Origin of the sequence: Buttiauxella sp. A111 (genome assembly GCF_014189855.1) — a bacterium.
Lineage (GTDB): Bacteria > Pseudomonadota > Gammaproteobacteria > Enterobacterales > Enterobacteriaceae > Buttiauxella > Buttiauxella selenatireducens.
The window spans coordinates 77,059-90,592 of the sequence record NZ_BJFN01000002.1 but is presented as its reverse complement, the minus strand read 5'-3'; the positions used below and the strand labels follow the sequence as shown (position 1 = coordinate 90,592).

At 52.6% G+C, this 13,534-nt stretch carries 12 protein-coding genes; 6 read left to right on the top strand and 6 right to left on the bottom strand.

The genetic code is table 11. The features are described from left to right. Positions 1 to 8 precede the first annotated feature (8 nt). Positions 9 to 311 (bottom strand): helix-turn-helix transcriptional regulator, encoded by a 303-nt coding sequence (locus BSPA111_RS06555; RefSeq protein WP_183270383.1) that lies wholly within the window; start codon positions 309 to 311, stop codon positions 9 to 11. Between the two features lie 79 nt (positions 312 to 390). Beyond that, positions 391 to 1,053 (bottom strand): GntR family transcriptional regulator, encoded by a 663-nt coding sequence (locus tag BSPA111_RS06550; protein WP_183270862.1) that lies wholly within the window; start codon positions 1,051 to 1,053, stop codon positions 391 to 393. A 358-nt stretch (positions 1,054 to 1,411) separates the two neighbouring features. On the opposite strand from BSPA111_RS06550, the gene BSPA111_RS06545 reads away from it, so the two are divergent. The 5 genes from BSPA111_RS06545 to BSPA111_RS06525 are packed head-to-tail and all read left to right on the top strand — an operon-like array spanning position 1,412 to position 7,585. After that, the gene (locus BSPA111_RS06545; protein ID WP_183270382.1) at positions 1,412 to 2,653 is read left to right on the top strand and encodes an NRAMP family divalent metal transporter; all 1,242 of its coding nucleotides are present in this window, start codon (positions 1,412 to 1,414) and stop codon (positions 2,651 to 2,653) included. Positions 2,654 to 2,663: 10 nt separating this feature from the next. After that, positions 2,664 to 3,434, top strand: coding sequence for a LamB/YcsF family protein (locus BSPA111_RS06540; RefSeq protein WP_183270381.1), 771 nt, complete (start codon positions 2,664 to 2,666; stop codon positions 3,432 to 3,434). A gap of 12 nt (positions 3,435 to 3,446) precedes the next feature. Further along, positions 3,447 to 4,256 carry a putative hydro-lyase gene (locus tag BSPA111_RS06535; protein ID WP_183270380.1) on the top strand — a complete coding sequence of 270 codons (810 nt, stop codon included), beginning with the start codon at positions 3,447 to 3,449 and terminating at the stop codon, positions 4,254 to 4,256. Between the two features lies 1 nt (position 4,257). Continuing rightward, positions 4,258 to 5,865 (top strand): urea amidolyase family protein, encoded by a 1,608-nt coding sequence (locus BSPA111_RS06530; protein WP_183270379.1) that lies wholly within the window; start codon positions 4,258 to 4,260, stop codon positions 5,863 to 5,865. Further along, the gene (locus tag BSPA111_RS06525) at positions 5,846 to 7,585 is read left to right on the top strand and encodes a biotin carboxylase N-terminal domain-containing protein (RefSeq protein WP_255459246.1); all 1,740 of its coding nucleotides are present in this window, start codon (positions 5,846 to 5,848) and stop codon (positions 7,583 to 7,585) included. Before BSPA111_RS06530 ends, BSPA111_RS06525 begins: the two co-directional genes overlap by 20 nt. Before the next feature lie 62 nt (positions 7,586 to 7,647). Here BSPA111_RS06525 and BSPA111_RS06520 read toward each other — a convergent pair whose 3' ends face one another. Beyond that, the gene (locus tag BSPA111_RS06520) at positions 7,648 to 8,502 is read right to left on the bottom strand and encodes a PA4780 family RIO1-like protein kinase (protein WP_183270378.1); all 855 of its coding nucleotides are present in this window, start codon (positions 8,500 to 8,502) and stop codon (positions 7,648 to 7,650) included. A 732-nt stretch (positions 8,503 to 9,234) separates the two neighbouring features. Here BSPA111_RS06520 and BSPA111_RS06515 point away from each other — a divergent pair. Then, entirely contained in the window at positions 9,235 to 10,140 is a 906-nt protein-coding gene (locus BSPA111_RS06515) for a LysR substrate-binding domain-containing protein (protein WP_183270377.1), read from the top strand. A 36-nt stretch (positions 10,141 to 10,176) separates the two neighbouring features. Here the strand turns inward: BSPA111_RS06515 and cobO are convergent, their stop codons facing one another. The 3 genes from cobO to glsA form a co-directional block, all read right to left on the bottom strand. Beyond that, on the bottom strand, positions 10,177 to 10,779 hold the full coding sequence (gene cobO, locus BSPA111_RS06510) for a cob(I)yrinic acid a,c-diamide adenosyltransferase (protein ID WP_183270376.1): 603 nt from the start codon (positions 10,777 to 10,779) through the stop codon (positions 10,177 to 10,179). 9 nt (positions 10,780 to 10,788) lie between these two features. Continuing rightward, a complete protein-coding gene (locus BSPA111_RS06505; protein WP_183270375.1) occupies positions 10,789 to 12,441 on the bottom strand; it encodes a class I fumarate hydratase in 1,653 nt (550 codons plus the stop codon). A gap of 64 nt (positions 12,442 to 12,505) precedes the next feature. Next, positions 12,506 to 13,507, bottom strand: coding sequence for a glutaminase A (gene glsA, locus BSPA111_RS06500; protein WP_183270374.1), 1,002 nt, complete (start codon positions 13,505 to 13,507; stop codon positions 12,506 to 12,508). Positions 13,508 to 13,534: the final 27 nt, after the last annotated feature.

Below are 13,534 nucleotides of genomic sequence, written 5' to 3'. Positions count from 1 at the left end.
GCTGTTCCTCACGGACAATAAATGGCTTTAAGCGTGCCGATAATTTCCCGAATGGCATCACTTTTAATGAAGTAAAGAATGCGCTGCGCCTCGCGGGTACTGTCGAGCAGGCCTTCATTGCGCATGCGGGCAAGATGTTGAGAAGTGGCAGAAGGGCTCAGGCCGGTTGCCGCAGCCAGCTCGCCCGCACCGGTGCCGGGAGAATCGAGCAACATGCAGAGGATCAGTAGCCGATTGGCGTTACTCATTGCTTTGAGTAGCTTTGCGGCATCGGTCGCACTGGCCTGGAGTTTTAGCAGTTCGGGATTCATAGATTTAGTTTAGCATTATCTTAATTAAGCAAATGCTAAACTAAAGGTTGAAAAAATGCACGTGATTGTTAGCTATTCATCAGGACGATTGTTGGTGTCTGGACCAGGCCGCCAGTACCGTACGTTCGGATAGCTCAAGATACTCCATCATGGTGTGGGCGGCTTTTTCATTTTGGTCATCAATCAGCAGCGCCAGGATGTGGGCGTTTTTCTCAATATACGGGGCGTAGAGAATTTCTGGATCGTTGAGATGGCCGAATACCAGCCGCAGTTCTGCGGAAATATTGCGGTACAGGCGTGTCAGGCGTTCACTGTCAGCCAGTTCAACAATTGCGGTATGAAACTTCATATTCGCGGTGCCGACATTACGCCAGTTGCTGAGCTTGCGATATTCACGCGCCTCTTCAACGGCTGCGGCCATTTTTGCTACCGCCGGATGTAACGGATAGGCATGCGTCAGCGCATCACACTCAATCAGACGGCGAATGCGGTAAATATCTAAAATGGCTGCCATATCTGGCACTGCCACGTAAACCCCACGGTTCGGTTCATAGCGCAGCAACCCTTCCTGGGTCAGCATGCGAAACACTTCACGTAGCGTATTGCGCGAAATATCCAGCTGTTCGCTGAGCGCCGTTTCAGACAGGCGTGCGCCAGGGGCGAGCTCGCCTACGATAATTTTCTGGCGGATGGTTTCAGCGATTTTCTCGCCCAGCATTTGAGCGGACACATCTTTCTTCATGGGGTTCTGCGCGGTGGCCTCGTGAGCGGCAATCTTCACATATTAGCCTGGTAGCGGCAAGGCATTGAGATGGTGGGATTATTTCAATTTCATGCACTATAAATGCGCATGAATGCATTTTTATGCACCTTAGTGGTGCAAATCTTCATTTCCGGAAAGATAGCGAGCGGCAAAAAGTGATCTGTGTTGGCTTTTTATCATCGAGTTTTCGATTCTGTTTGTCTAATTAATCAACACTCACTAGGTTATTGTTCAACAATAATTTAATGTTTGATTAACAATCACCAGTTTTATTTCAACGATGGTCCGCTTATTGCTTAACAGACAACGTCATAATTCTAATAACGGAGTGAGTCAGATGGCAGCGCAAGAAATCGAAAACAAATCCTTTGTCCAGAAGCGACGTTCGTCGCTGCTTGCGGCGATTTTCCTGATGGCGACCTCGGCTATTGGACCGGGCTTCATCACCCAGACGGCAACCTTCACCGCCACCATGGGAGCGGCATTCGCCTTTGGTATTCTGGCCTCGATAATCATCGACTTTGTCGTGCAACAGAATATCTGGCGCGTGGTGACTGTGACGCGGATGCGCGCCTCAGATGTTGCTAACGAAGCGCTGCCAGGCAGTGGTTATCTGTTGGCGGTTCTGGTGATTTTCGGTGGGCTGGTATTTAACGTCGGAAACATTGCCGGGGCCGGTCTTGGCTTAAATGCCATGTTAGGGATTTCGCCAAAATGGGGTGGATTACTCAGCGCGATGCTTGCGATTTACATCTTCTCATCGCGTCGCGCCAGTACGGCCATCGACCGCCTGATTATTATCCTGGGTTTGGTGATGATCGGTCTGACGTTATATGTGGCGATAGTTTCATCCCCACCGGTGGGCGAAGCGCTGCGTCAGAGCGTGTTCCCGGACACTATGAACTTTGCCATGATCACCACCATCGTAGGGGGCACGGTCGGGGGTTATATCTCCTATGCCGGTGCGCATCGCCTGTTGGATAAAGGCATGACTGGCGTTGAGAACATCGATGCGGTTTCGTCGGCAGCCACCAAAGGCATATTAGTGGTGGGATTGATGCGTTACGTGCTGTTCCTGGCGGTGCTGGGGGTTGTGGCAAGCGGCGTGACGTTAGACATTTCCAGCCAGGTTGCGAACCCGGCCTCGCAAGCCTTCCAACACGCAGTTGGCAGTTTTGGTGTGCGGATCTTTGGCTTTATCTTCTGGGCTGCGGCTCTCACCAGTGTCATTGGCGCAGCCTATACCTCGGTCAGTTTCATGACGGTATTTAATAAGAAGATGACTGAACGCCAGCGTAATATCGCGACCATCCTATTTATAGCCGTATCGCTGGTGGTTTACCTGTTGCTGGGAACGGCACCGGCCGCATTACTGGTCTTTGCGGGTGGATTCAACGGCCTGATCCTGCCAATCGGCCTGACCATTTTTGTCTACGTTGGCTGGAAACGCGCTGATTTGATGTCGGGTTATGTTTACCCACGCTGGCTGCTGTGGACGGGCGTTGTGACCTGTGCACTGACCTGGTACATGGGCGCGATTTCCGTTGGCGCTATTTTTGACTTCCTGAAAGTTGTTTGAGGAAAAGCAGATGTTAAAAACGATTGATCTCAATAGCGATTTGGGAGAGAGCTTCGGGCAATGGAGCATGGGCGACGACGCCGCAATCCTTAAACTGGTGAGCAGTGCCAACGTAGCGTGCGGTTTTCACGCCGGGTCGCCCGCAGGCATTCTTGAAACTCTGAAAGCCGCCAAAGCTCAGGGCGTCACGGTTGGGGCGCATGTCGCCTATCCAGATCTTGTGGGATTTGGCCGTCGTAATATGGACATCGCAAGCGATGAGCTTACCGCCGACGTGATTTACCAGATTGGCGCGTTGCAAGGGTTGGCACGCGCGGCGGGGACAGAAGTGCGCTACGTTAAACCGCACGGCGCGCTTTATAACACCATTGCTTATAACGAGCGCCAGGCATTGGCAGTCATCGACGGGATTCTGGCTGTTGACCCGAATTTGCCGCTGGTGGGGCTGGCGGGTTCCCCAGTGCTGCAATGGGCGCAGCAAAAAGGGTTGAAAACGATTTCGGAAGCGTTCGCAGACCGCGCCTACCATGCCGACGGTACGCTGGTTTCCCGTCGGGAAGCAGGGTCGGTTCTGCACGATGCGCAGCAGGTTGCAGAACGCATGCTGCAACTGATTACCGAAGGTGGCGTGTCATCAATCGAAGGAAAATTTACCCCGATTCAGGCGGAGTCTATCTGCGTACATGGCGATAGCCCAGGAGCGATAGCCATGGCACACCAGATCCGCACCTTGCTTGAAGCACAGGGCATCGCCATCCGTTCGTTTATTTCTCAGGCGTAAGGAGACGCGGCAATGAATGCACTCATGAAAGCCAGTCAGCAGGCAATTGCCGCTGCCCGCGAGGCTCGCCTTGTGATTCGTCACGGCTTTGATAAACCGACAGCTGGCATAGCCCCAGGCATGACCCAGGCGAATATGATTTGCCTGCCGCGAGACTGGGCGTTTGATTTCCTGCTGTATGCCCAGCGCAACCCGCAAAGCTGCCCCGTGCTGGATGTAATTGAAGCGGGGGGTTATCAAACGGTGCTGGCAGAAGGTGCCGATTTACGCACCGATATTCCCCGTTATCGCGTCTGGGAGCAGGGCAAACTGGTGGATGAAATCACCGATGCGCGTGCGGTCTGGGAACAACATCCTGATTTGGTCAGTTTTTTAATCGGCTGTAGCTTCACCTTTGAAACACCGCTGCGCGAAGCGGGCATCGACGTGCGTCATATTACTGACGGTTGTAACGTGCCGATGTACAAAACCAACCGCCTTTGCCGCCCGGCAGGCCGTTTGCAGGGAGAACTGGTCGTTTCGATGCGCCCAATCCCGGCAGAACGCGTGGCAGACGCCGTGATGATCAGTGGACGTTTCCCGGCCGTGCATGGTGCGCCGGTGCACATTGGCGAACCCCATCTGCTGGGCATCAGCGATCTTTCACGTCCTGACTTTGGTGACCCGGTGCGCATTGAACCAGGTGAAATCCCGGTGTTCTGGGCCTGCGGTGTGACTCCGCAAGCGGCAGTGATGAAATCGGGCGTCCCTTTTGCTCTTAGCCACGCACCGGGCCACATGTTTATTACCGATGTTCCTGATGCCGCCTGGCAGGGAGCGTGAAGTGAGATTTTTAGCCGTAAACTTAAGCAGTTTCCTGGTCGAACTGGCATCGCTTGACGACACGCTGGCACTTTTCGAGGCGCTTAGCGCCACGCCAGAAAAGGGTATCGAAGAGATTATCCCTGCCGCACGGACGTTGTTGATCCGTTATCAACCGCTGCAAACCAGCATGGCGCAGCTCGCAGAAAAGATCGCCCGGCGTCCTTTGAATCAGCGCAGTGCGCGCAGTGGGCAGCAGGTAACCATCCCCGTGCACTACAACGGCGAAGATCTCCCCGCCGTCGCTGAGTTAATGGGGATCACGCTTCAGGACGTTGTCCGCCGTCATCAGGAATGTACCTGGAACGTGGCGTTTACCGGCTTTGCGCCCGGTTTTGCCTATCTGGTTTCAGACACGGGCGGATGGAAAACACCGCGCCGCAGTACGCCGCGCACCCGCATTCCCGCAGGTTCAGTCGCTCTGGCCGGAGAGTTCAGCGGTGTTTATCCGCAAGCAAGCCCTGGCGGTTGGCAGCTTATCGGCCAGACAGAACTAAAAATGTGGGACCTTGCGCGCAAGCAGCCGGCTTTGCTGTTGCCTGGCAGCCAGGTTCAGTTTGTTGATGGAAGCGTTGGCTCCAGAATCATCTCTTTGCCCGCTCATGTCGAGGCACAAACACCACCGATAACGGAAAACGCGACGATAACCGTGCTTGCCACAGGTCTGCAAACCTTGTGGCAGGATGACGGGCGCGGCGGGAAAGCCGCGCTGGGATTATCGGAATCAGGATCGATGGACAAAAATGCGCAGCACACCGCAAATCGCATTGTAGGTAACCCGACGCACTTACCGTGTCTGGAGATAACGCAAGGCGGTTTTCGCGCCCGGGCAAACGGCGATGTGGTCGTGAGCATTACGGGGGCACCTTGCCCGCTCACCCTGAAAACCGCTGAAGGCGTGCGCTATTGCGTTGAAAGCTATCGTCCGCTGAATTTAGCCGCGGGGGATGAAATCCACCTGGGTACGCCCGCTCGCGGTTTACGCAGCTATCTTGCGGTGCGTAGCGGGTTTGTTGTGCAGCAAATTCTCGGGAGCGGCGCGCGCGACAGCCTGGCGCAAGTCGGCCCGAACCCGATTTGTGTCGGCGACATTTTACACACCGGCGCACATCCACATTGCAACGCTGTTTTGCTGGATGAACTCCCGGTGCCAAATCTGCCTGCCGCCGGGGAAACCGTCACTCTGGATATTGTGCTTGGTCCGCGCACTGACTGGTTTACCGCTCAAGCGTTAGAGCATTTAACGGCGCAGGACTGGAATGTGACCCCACAGTCTGACCGTATCGGATTGCGGCTGGATGGGACGCAAAAACTGGAGCGACGCCTGCATCAGGAACTGCCGAGTGAGGGGACGTGCAGCGGATCTATCCAGGTGCCAGCCAGCGGCCAACCGGTGCTGTTTTTGCATGATCACCCCTTAACGGGCGGTTATCCGGTTATCGCCGCCGTCGCTGAATATCACCTTGATTTGGCTGGACAAATACCGCCAGGTGCTGCCATCCGGTTCAACATTATCCAACCGTTTACTGAAATAACAGGGAGTTATACCCGTGACCACCGCGCTGCATAAAGTTCTGATCGCCAACCGTGGCGAGATTGCTGTTCGTATTATTCGTGCCTGCCGGGATTACGGTGCGCAGGCGGTGGCGGTGTACGCTGACCCGGATGCCAACGCGATGCACGTGCAAATGGCCGATGAAGCCTGGGCGCTGCCTGGCACAAGCTCCGCAGACACCTATTTAAACATTGAGGCGCTGGTGGATATTGCCAGACGTAGCGGTGCAACGATGGTGCATCCTGGCTACGGGTTCCTCTCTGAACGTGCTGAATTTGCTCGTGCGGTGCAGGCGGCGGGGCTCATCTGGATTGGCCCGCAACCGGAGACTATCGAAAAGCTCGGCGACAAAGTGCAGGCGCGTAAAATTGCTATGGAAGTGGGCGCGCCCCTGGTAAAAGGCACGCCTGATCCGGTGAACAGTGGGAGAGAAGTGCTGGATTTTGCCGCCACTTATGGTTTGCCTGTTGCGATAAAAGCCGCCTTTGGCGGCGGTGGGCGCGGTCTGAAAGTGGCCTGGAAACTTGAGGAAGTGGAGGAGCTTTATCACTCTGCGACTCGCGAGGCACTGACCGCATTTGGGCGAGCTGAATGTTATGTCGAGCAGTATCTCGACCGCCCACGCCATATAGAAGCGCAGGTGATAGCCGATAAACACGGCAATGTAGTGGTGCTCGGTACGCGTGACTGTTCTTTGCAACGCCGCAATCAGAAACTGGTGGAAGAAGCGCCCGCACCGTTTATTACTGAAACCCTTCGCGAGCAAATCCACCAGGCTGCCCACGATATTTGTGCCCATGCGGGTTACATTGGCGCAGGCACCGTGGAGTTTTTGCTGAGCCGCGACGGGACGTTGTCGTTCCTCGAAGTGAATACCCGCCTCCAGGTAGAACATCCGGTCACCGAAGAGACAACCGGGCTGGATATTGTGGTGGAACAGTTGCGGATCGCTGAAGGCTTGCCGTTGAGTATTCAGGCAACGCCTGCACCGCGTGGCCACTCGTTTGAGTTCCGCATTAACGCCGAAGATGCGGGAAAAGGCTACTTACCTACGCCAGGCAAGATAACGGTATTCCGTGCTCCCTGCGGGCCGGGGATTCGTCTGGACAGCGGCGTTGACGAAACATCAAGCGTACCAGGCTGTTATGACTCACTGATGGCGAAACTTATCGTCACCGGTAGTACGCGCGAACAGGCCATTGCCCGCGCACGTCGTGCCCTGTGTGAGTTTGAAATCGACGGCGTTGCATCCGTACTGCCGTTCCATCGTGCAGTGATGGACGATGCCGATTTTACCGACGGTTTCGCCGTTCATACCCGCTGGATTGAAACTGACTTTGCCGGGCGCATTGAATTTGCCCCGCGCCAGGTACCAAAACCGGATGAAGTTTTAACTCGTACCTGGATTGAACTTGACGGTCGCCGGGTTCAGCTCGGCCTACCCGCGAACATGTTTAGTGGCGCGGTTATCTCAGAACCTGGCAATGTGCTGACGCCTGCGGCTGAACCGGTCAATGAAGACGCCATTGAAGCGCCTATTTCTGGCGTGCTTCACAGTTGGTTGGCTGAAGAGGGCAAAGCGGTGCAGCAAGGCGAAGTGATTGCCGTCATGGAAGCCATGAAAATGGAAGTCCAGGTTGTGGCACATCGCAGCGGCACGTTGAAACAACAGGCTGCGACCGGTAATACGATGGATGCCGGGAGCGTGCTTGGGGTGATTAGCCCGCTTAGCTGACGGTTCCAGACACAAAAAAGCCCGCGTAACTTTCGTTATGCGGGCTTTCTTTTTCATGACTCTTATTCTTGTTCGCGCTCTTTGAGCGCCCGCTGACGCTCGTAAAAATCATCTTCCGCGGTAATGATTTCATCCATCAGTGAATCCATATCCACGTCATGAATCTCTTCGACGAACAGACCGGTTAGCGGTGTTTCTGGGGTTAATTTTCCATCTTCATATAACGCCCAGATTTCTTTCGCGTAACGTGTGCCCAGCAACTGCGGAGCAAACTGGCCATAGTAGGCCGTGATGTTATTCACATCACGTTTGAACATGGATTCCGCATGGTTGTTTGCCGCGGCGTCTACCGCTTGCGGCAAGTCGATAATGACCGGCCCTTGCGCATCGAGCAGCACGTTAAACTCCGATAAATCCCCATGCACAAGACCTGCACACAACATGCGCACGATATTACGGATCATCGTATCGAAATCAGCAATAGCGCTTTCTTCGTCCAGGGTGACATCGCTAAGACGTGGCGCAACTGCACCTTCAGCGTCCGTGACCAGTTCCATCAATAACACGCCGTCAATGCACATATAAGGCTGCGGGACGCGGACTCCGGCGTTAGCAAGACGGAACAACGCATCGACCTCGGCCATTTGCCAGGTTTCTTCCTGCTGCTTGCGTCCGAATTTTGAGCCTTTCTGCATGGCGCGGTTATTACGGGTATTACGGACTTTACGCCCTTCCTGATACTGCACCGCCTGCTTAAAGCTGCGTTGCATCGCTTCTTTGTACACTTTGGCGCACTGGATTTTGTCACCGCATAAAACGGTGTAAACGTCGGCTTCTTTGCCGCTCTTCAGTCGCTGGAGCACATCGTCAACCAGGCCGTCATCGACCAGCGGTTGGAGTCTGTTTGGGATTTTCATGCGGCTCTTTATACCTTATTTCTGCCGTTTTTCGTACCAAAAACGCGGATAGCGATGCGCCCTTTGCCAAAGTGGGGATGAGGCTCACGCGAGTCCCGTGTATCTAATATATTCGATACTGCCGAGTTGTTATCACGTTTGGATTATTTCTTTGCACGACAGCTACCCTGCGTTTTTAAATTTGAGTTAAGTAACCCATTTGGTTTAATAAGTCATCAGAATAATCTGCTAACGAAATTGAACGATAATCAGCCATAAATCAGGGCGGGCGATATACAATATTCCACATCTTGCATATTTGAAATGTATATTCTCATAGAACGTGCCGCTCAATAATTCTCATTTCCATTCTGTAGCAAAATATTTTATTAAAAATGAGATCTCGGCCTTGTAATATACCGGAGAGTTTTCTTGCTTTTTCCTCTGAATGGAAATCCTCAAAAAAGCCCTGGGCTGATTCTTTTATTTTCGTTCAAAAATAAAAGAAAGAACACGGCATCAGAGATACTGGGCTGTTAAAATATCGAGTCGCTCTTCCGACCAGACAGCAGAATGATTTGTAAGGTATAGCGATTAACATAGTAAAGTATATAAGCCTGGACTGAAGCAAAAGATCAATAAAGCAGCAAAGGGATGAAACCTGGCTGGCGTCAGTCCTCACGGGGCTGAGGTTTGTCACCTTGCTCTGGTTGATACTGTAACTTTTTTTGTTCACTGCAAATGGAAGGCACTATGAGAGGAAAAATACCGAAGACCGAATTGCTGGTGACGTTTGAAGTGGTGGCGCGTCACGAAAGCTATACTCGAGCAGCAGAAGAGTTGGCTTTAACACAGAGTGCTGTGTTCAGACAAGTCAACGCGTTGGAGGATTTTCTGCATACTGAATTATTTGACCATGCAAAAAAACGTATTTATTTAAATGCTGCTGGTAAGCACTATCTGAGCATTGTTAAAGAAACGCTAAATAAACTTGAGCGTGATACCCATTCGATAATGGCCTGGCAGCCTGCTGTACGGGCCATTGAGTTAGCAGTAAACCCCACATTAAGTACTCATTGGTTGATTCCCAATTTACGCGAGTTCAATGAATTAAATCCCGATATTACCGTCAATATCCATTCCCTGGCCAATATCGGTGATTTTCTAAACAATGATTATGACGCCGCTATTATGCGAGAGGATTTTTGTACGCCATGGTCGGGTATGGAATATTTATTTGAAGAGGAAATTCTGCCGGTCTGTAGTCGAAGCCTGCTATCCAGGCCTGGTCAAAAGTTATCCGTGGATGAATTGCTTAATGAATTTCCTTTGTTGCACCAAAGTACGCGTACCACCGGTTGGCAAGAATGGTTTGCGCTCTCAGATGTGAGCAGCCCATTGGTAAATAAAGGCCCACGTTTTGACTTACTCTCTATGCTAATTGCTGCGGTACGATCCAATCTGGGAACCGCATTATTACCTCGTTTTGCCATTCAGCGCGATTTGGACAGTGGTGCGATGGTTATTCCTTGTGACGTTCCTATTCGCACCGGAAACCGCTTTATTTTGACCTGGCAGGCAGAAAAAGCCGTTCCCGTGCATTTACAAACTCTTCGCACCTGGTTAATGGAAAAATCGCTGATCTCCCAGCTCACCTGATTGCGATGTCGCCTGGCGTTAACCAGGCGACGTGTCTTACCAGTCAATACCAGATTGAGCCTGAATCCCGCTATCAAACGCATGTTTTACCGGCCGGATTTCACTGACGGTGTCTGCAACATCAAGCAACTGACTGTGACAACCGCGCCCGGTCACTACCACACTTTGATGAGAGGGACGATTCACTATTGATGCAATCACCTCCTGAATATCCAGATAGTGATACGCCAGCATATAAGTGAGTTCGTCGAGAACAACCAGGTCGTAGCGCGCATCCGCGAGCATGCGCTTACTTTCCTGCCAGACCGCATGAGCGGCCTGTATATCCTCTTCTCTGTTTTGCGTCTCCCAGGTAAAACCGGTGCCCATAATGTGGAATTCAACATTGTGCTGGTGCAGCGTGTTGTATTCGCCATTATCCCACTGGCCTTTAATGAATTGTGCGACCCCGACGGTTTTGCCATGGCCGATAGCACGAGTCACGGTCCCAAAGGCTGCGGTCGATTTGCCTTTACCGTTCCCGGTAAAGACGATCACGATACCTTTCCTTTCGGTTGCCGCCGCCACGCGACTGTCGACCCGCTCTTTTATCTTTTGCTGCCGCTGACGATGACGCTCAGTATTGGTACGCGTTTCCATAAACGCTCCTTAATGCTTCGCAGGGCAAGATGCGCAGCTTTGCTTATTCTCAAACTGTTGGAAGAAGTTATTGCCTTTATCGTCAACCAGAACAAAAGCCGGCAAGTTTTTCACTTCCATCATCCAGACCGCTTCCATGCCCAGTTCAGGGTACTCAAGGCAGCGCAAGCTTTTCACATATTGCTGTGCCAGTAATGCCGCGGCGCCGCCGATACTCCCAAGATTAAACCCACCGTGTTTGTGGCAGGCATCGGTCACTTGCTGACTCCGATTTCCTTTTGAGAGCATGATCAAGCTGCCACCTGCTGCCTGGAACTGGTCAACATAACCGTCCATGCGTCCGCCAGTGGTTGGCCCGAGTGAACCGCACGCCAGGTTGTCAGGAGTTTTGGCCGGGCCTGCGTAATAGACGATATGGTTTTTCATGTAGTCAGGCATCGGCTCACCCTTATCCAGGCGGGCTTTGATCTCTGCATGGGCAATGTCGCGGGCGACCACGATAGGGCCATTTAACGACACGCGCGTGCCGATAGGCAGCGCTGACAGGTCGTCCAGGATCGTCTTCAGTGGGCGATTAAGGTCGAGATGAACCGTCTGAGCGCTATTCTCTGTACGCTGAGAATCGGGGATAAATTTACCCGGATTGTGTTCGAGTTTTTCCAGCCAGATACCCTGCTTATTAATCTTGCCTTTAATGTTGCGGTCAGCAGAGCAGGAGAGGGCCATCGCTATCGGGCAGGAGCCGCCATGGCGTGGCAGACGGATCACTCGGATATCATGGGCGAAGTATTTGCCACCAAATTGTGCGCCGATACCAAATTCACGGCTGGCATTAAGCAACGCGGTTTCAAGTGCCGTATCGCGGAATGCCTGGCCCAGTTCGTTCCCTTCGGTTGGCAGGTTGTCATAATATTTTGTCGACGCCAGTTTAGCGACTTTCAGCGCCTGATCGGCCGACAGTCCACCCACCACAAACGCGATATGGTAAGGAGGGCAGGCAGCAGTACCCAGCGATTTCATTTTTTCAATCAGGTAAGCGGTCAGCTTTTCAGGCTGAAGAAGCGATTTGGTTTCCTGGAACAAGGCCGCTTTGTTGGCGGAGCCGCCCCCTTTGTTGACGAACAGGAAGCGATATTCGTTGCCCGGCGTCGCGCTGATATCAATTTGTGCCGGCAGGTTGGTCTGCGTGTTCACCTCGGTGTACATGTCCAACGGCGCATTCTGCGAGTAACGGAGATTATTTTCCTGGAAAGTGGTGTAGATGCCTTTACTTAAGGCTTCGGCATCATCGCCTCCCGTCCAGATGTGCTGACCTTTAGACGCCACAATGGTTGCCGTCCCGGTATCCTGGCAATTGGGCAGCACGCCTTTTGCCGACACTTCCGCGTTGCGTAACAGTTGTAGCGCAACGTATTTGTCATTATCACTGGCCTGTGGGTCGTGCAGGATGCTGGCAACTTGTTTGAGATGCGTAGCACGCAGGAAAAACGACGCTTCATAAAAAGCATGCTGAGCCAGTAACGTTAAGGCCTCTGGGGCAACTTTGATGACCTCTTCACCGTCCAGTTCTGTCACTGTAATGTGTTGGTCGCTGAGCAATGCGTATTCCGTACTATCTTTGCTTTGAAAAAACGGATCCTGCCAGGCAAATGGTTTAGACATGTCGACTTCTCACTTATCATTCATTGATGAAAGGGCATCTGTTTGGATGCCCTTTTCCTGGGACTTATTTTGCTAAAAAGAGATTAGACCGTGTCGCTTGCGCAACATATTCAATGGTTTGCTGGGCGCGCACGCTGTTACCTGCGGAATCCAGCGGCGGAGAGTACACGGCGATGGCATATTCCCCAGGAACCACGGCGACCATGCCGCCACCCACACCGCTTTTCGCCGGAATACCGACGGTGTAAAGCCATTTGCCGCTGCCGTCATACAGCCCGGCAATAGCCATTTCCGCCAACACTTGCGGAACATATTTTTCGTTTAACAGCTGCTTTCCGTTGTAAGGCGATTTGCCTTTATTGGCGAGGACGGCTCCCATTTTGGCGAGCTGTTCGACGGTGACATCGACGGAACACTGGCGGGTATAAATTTCAACGGCTTCACGCGTATCGCCATAGAAACTGTTATAGGAGTCCATTAATTGCGCCAGCGCCTGGTTGTGCTGGTTGGTCTCCATTTCTGATTTGAATACCGGTTCGTTGACGGTCAACGAAGCATCCGCCCATGCGTTCAGGTTGTTGAGAATTTTGTTCCAGCGGTCGGTTTTATCTTTTGCTTCAATCAGGCTCACGGTGCTCATCGCACCCGCATTCACCAGCGGGTTCTCCGGCGCGCCTTTTGTCAGCTCCACGGCTAAACCTGAGTTGAACGGCAGCCCGGTGGCATTGGCACCGAGTTTATCCAGAACCTCTTGTGGCCCGTGTTGTTCCATGGCGAGCGCCATCGTAAATACCTTGCTCAGGGACTCCATGGGGAAGGCTTTTTTAACATCACCGACCTGGTAAATTTTGCCGTCCACCGTGGCGATGGTGATGGCAAAATTTTGCGGACTGTAGGTGGCAAGCGCTGGGATATAGTCAGCGACTTTTCCGTCGTTATTGTTTTTATATTTTTGATGCGCCTGCGTGATGAGTGCGGTGTAGTCTGGCGCGGATTGCGCAAGTGTGGTGGCGCTGAATAAGAAACTGATCGATAACACACTTGCTGCTAATAGTTTTATTTTCACGTTGTAGCCCTGTGTTGTTGTGGTAAA

Coding starts and splice junctions, on each gene's coding strand:
- BSPA111_RS06545 (WP_183270382.1), top strand. CDS start 1,412: ATGGCAGCGCAAGAAATCGAAAACAAATCCTTTGTCCAGAAGCGACGT.
- BSPA111_RS06550 (WP_183270862.1), bottom strand. CDS start 1,053: ATGAAGAAAGATGTGTCCGCTCAAATGCTGGGCGAGAAAATCGCTGAA.
- BSPA111_RS06555 (WP_183270383.1), bottom strand. CDS start 311: ATGAATCCCGAACTGCTAAAACTCCAGGCCAGTGCGACCGATGCCGCA.
- cobO (WP_183270376.1), bottom strand. CDS start 10,779: ATGGAAACGCGTACCAATACTGAGCGTCATCGTCAGCGGCAGCAAAAG.
- BSPA111_RS06520 (WP_183270378.1), bottom strand. CDS start 8,502: ATGAAAATCCCAAACAGACTCCAACCGCTGGTCGATGACGGCCTGGTT.
- BSPA111_RS06505 (WP_183270375.1), bottom strand. CDS start 12,441: ATGTCTAAACCATTTGCCTGGCAGGATCCGTTTTTTCAAAGCAAAGAT.
- BSPA111_RS06535 (WP_183270380.1), top strand. CDS start 3,447: ATGAATGCACTCATGAAAGCCAGTCAGCAGGCAATTGCCGCTGCCCGC.
- BSPA111_RS06515 (WP_183270377.1), top strand. CDS start 9,235: ATGAGAGGAAAAATACCGAAGACCGAATTGCTGGTGACGTTTGAAGTG.
- BSPA111_RS06540 (WP_183270381.1), top strand. CDS start 2,664: ATGTTAAAAACGATTGATCTCAATAGCGATTTGGGAGAGAGCTTCGGG.